Annotated in this window: 3 protein-coding genes; all 3 read right to left on the reverse strand. The window is 72.0% G+C overall.

Features of this window, described 5'->3' with window-relative positions:
- Positions 1-98: 98 nt before the first annotated feature.
- On the reverse strand, positions 99-779 hold the full coding sequence (locus NON22_RS22200; protein WP_257389178.1) for a hypothetical protein: 681 nt from the start codon (positions 777-779) through the stop codon (positions 99-101).
- Between the two features lie 262 nt (positions 780-1041).
- Positions 1042-2838: a beta propeller repeat protein gene (locus tag NON22_RS22205; RefSeq protein WP_257389179.1), complete on the reverse strand. Its 1797-nt coding sequence runs from the start codon at positions 2836-2838 to the stop codon at positions 1042-1044.
- A gap of 271 nt (positions 2839-3109) precedes the next feature.
- The coding region (locus NON22_RS22210; RefSeq protein ID WP_257389180.1) for a hypothetical protein at positions 3110-3316 on the reverse strand (207 nt) is incomplete at its 5' end.

Raw genomic sequence — 3316 nt, forward strand, 5'->3', positions numbered from 1 at the left:
GGCGGAACTCGCGGCGCTGTTGCGGCCCGCGCGCGCCGCCGCCTGAGGGCGTCGGCGACGTTCGTCCTGCCCGCCGCCGGCCGGCGGGCGGCGACGCCTCAATCGACCGAGAAGCGCTGCAGGCCGACCGGCACGAGGCTGCAGCCGGTGCCGGTGATGTTCAGGTCGAATGTGCCGGTCGCGGTGTTGAACCCGTCGACGATGACGAAATACTGCGTGCCGGCCGTCGCGTTGAAGGTCACGGTCTCGGTGACGTTGGCGCCGCCGTTGTCGTCCATCGTGGTGCACTGCGGATCGGCCAGCGACGGCAGTGCCGTGCAGGCCGCGCCGGGCGCCTGCAGCACGTACAGCGCGAGATCCCAGTTCGCGCCGGTCGGATCGGCCGTCACGGTGACCGAGCAGTTCTGGTCGGTCACCACGCCGAAGGCCACGTCGAGCGACGCGCCGGTGCCGCCGAACAGGGTCTGGCCCGTGCCGCAGACGGTCGCGATGTCGTAGTCGTTGGTCGCGCCGACCGTCGTGGAGGACACCGTGAACGGATTGACCGGCGTCGGGCTGGCCGGCGTACAGGTGTCGCCCTGCACGGGTCCGTTCGGCCTGGGCCACGTGGCGCTGACTTGCGCGTATTCGGCCGCCAGCGCCTGATCCAGTGCCGCGCGCTCGCTCGCCGACGCGACGGGATAGCGCAGCTTGTAGTTCGAGGTACTGGCGTTCTGGGCGGACACGACGCACGGCAGCAGCAAGGCGACGGCGACCAGGGCAAGCGATTTCACGGCCATGACGGATCTCCGGCTGAAAGGGTTGGCAGAACGAACCGACCAGCGGCATGCGCGCAATCGCCGGCGTCGCCGTCGGATGACGGCGACCGTTCGATACTGCAGACAGGAACCTCCCCCAGAGGTCGGGCCTAAGCTCGTCGAATACGCCACGGCCGTCAAGCGCCGGCCATTCCGGCGCACGCCGCGCGTGCCGGGCTCCGGCGACGTTCGACAGGGAGCCGCCCGCCGCTTTTTTGCCGCGTCGGCTGCGACGCCGCCGGATTCAGGGCTGCTCGCCGGTATGCGCGAAAATCCGGTCGTTCGTCAGCACGCGCAACGGCACCGCCGCGAACAGAGCGATGCCGTATGCGCGGCCGTCGGCGGCCTGGGCGATCGCGTCGAACGGACGGCCCTGGTTCTCGACGCGGCGCCAGCGGCCCGTGGCCGCATCGCCGACGAGCTGCGTATTCGCGGTGCCGAGGAGAATGTCCGTTCCGAGCCCGAGGGCGTGGTGCGGCGTACCCGTGTACACGTCGCCGAATGCGGACCAGCTGCCGCCCGCCGCGTCGTAGCGATGGACCTGCGCGCCGCCGAGGCTCAGCACGCCGCCGGCGACGGACCAGAGCGTGCGGTTGCCGGGCGCAACGAGACCGCCGGCGGCGGCCGGCCAGCTCGTGCCGGCGTTCGTGCTGCGATACAGCCCCGCATTCGTGCGCACCCACAGGGCGCCGTCGCCGGCGCGCATGAGCTGGCGCGGCGACTCCGCGTCGAAGGCCTGCGCGCTGCGCGTCCAGCTCGCGCCGCCGTCGGTGCTGCGCCAGAGTCCGACATTGGACTGCAGCGCCAGCGCGACCGACGCGCTCGCCGACACGATGCCGTCGAAACGCGGCGTCGCGCTCTGCAGGCTCCAGCTCGCGCCGTCGTCGACGCTGGTATAGGCCGCCGACGACGCGCGGTTGCAGATCGCGAACAGCCGGCCGTTGTCCAGCCGCGCGAGATGGTTCAGCTGGCAGAGCGGCAGGCCCGCATGGCGGCGGGCCCAGGTCGTCGCGCCGTCGTCGGAGCGGAACACCTCGCCGTACGGCGTCGCGACGAACACGCTGGTTGCGCTCACGGCGACACCCGACAACAGCGGGTCGGCGAAGCCATTCATGTCGTCCTGCCAGTTCTGCAACTGCGCATCGCTGCGCGCGACGCCGCGGACGCCGACGGCCAGCGCGCCGCCGCCGGGCTGGGGCAGGAATTCCTGCACGCCGACCACGCCGGCGGCGACGAGGGTCCAGGTCGCCAGGTTCGCCTCGCCGCGATAGATGCCGGCCTCGGTCGCCGCGAGCCAGCGGCCGTCGGCGGCGTGGTACAGCGCGTCGACGCGCGAAGTCACCTGCGCCGCGCCTACCTGGGTATAGCTGCCGCCGGCGCTGCGGCGCCAGAGACCGTCGCTGCGTCCGAGCAGCAGCTCGCCGGACGGCAGCGGTTCGACCTGCAGCCAGTTGCCCATGCCGGCGACGGACTGCCAGGTCGCGCCGTCGTTGGTGCTCGTGACCAGGTTGCTGTCGCCGACCGCGAACAGCGTGCCGCTCGTCGCGGCCGCGACGTCCGTCCCGCCGAACGTCGGCAGGCCGCCGCTGGTCGGGGTCCAGGTGACGCCGCGATCGGTGCTGCGATACGTCGTTCCGTCATAGTCGGCGGCCACGACCGCGCCCCCCGGCGTCACGCCGACGTAGACCGCGAGCGTGCAGCACGGCAGGAAGCTGTAGGTCCAGTTCTGCCCGTCGTCGTCGCTGTGCGCGACCATGGCCCCCTCGCCGGCCGCATACAGGCGTCCGCCCGCGTCGCGCGCGAGCGACCAGGTGCTGTTCACGCCGCCGACCTTTTGCCATGGCGCTGCTGCGGAATCGCGGACATACAGGCCGGACCAGCTACCGCCCAGCAGCTGGCGGCCGCTGGCCGTCGTCATTCCGGCGTAGGCAGCGGCGGCGGGAGGTGCGACGGCCGGCTGCCAGACCGGTGCGGCGCCGGCCGATGTGACGGCGAGCACGAGCAAGAGGGCGAACAACAGGGAAGGCGATCGGCAATTCATTGCGTGGCTCCGGCCCGGCCGCGAGCGCGTCGGGCATGCAAAATGGCGGCTCAGGCGTAGTGGCGAAGGGCAGCAGCGAGGACGCGGACGGCCCCACGCATCGCTTCAAAAACTAACCTGCCGGCCTGGCCGGCGCAACCTCCGCTCGACGCTGGCGGGACTCGGAGGCCGACACCCCGCATCGCCGATTCGCGACGGCATCCGGATGACTGGCGCCTGTGCGCCCGACCTCTCAGCGAAGCCGGAAAAAATCCGTCCACCGCCCGCTGGCTCAGAGCAGCGCGGCGTCCTGGCGGTATTCGAAGTAGAACCACCAGCCGCTCTCGCCGTTCCAGCTGTCGACGCCGCCGGGCAGGTTCGCGCGGCAGCTGCCGGCGCCGCCGGGCAGCAGTGCGGCAAGCGTCGTGTTCGTGCCGTTGACCGGCACGGTGATCGCGGCCGCGTCGCTCGCGCGCAGGAAGCCGCGCAGCAGGCCGCC

Origin of the sequence: Tahibacter caeni, assembly GCF_024609805.1 — a bacterium.
Classification (GTDB): Bacteria; Pseudomonadota; Gammaproteobacteria; order Xanthomonadales; family Rhodanobacteraceae; genus Tahibacter; species Tahibacter caeni.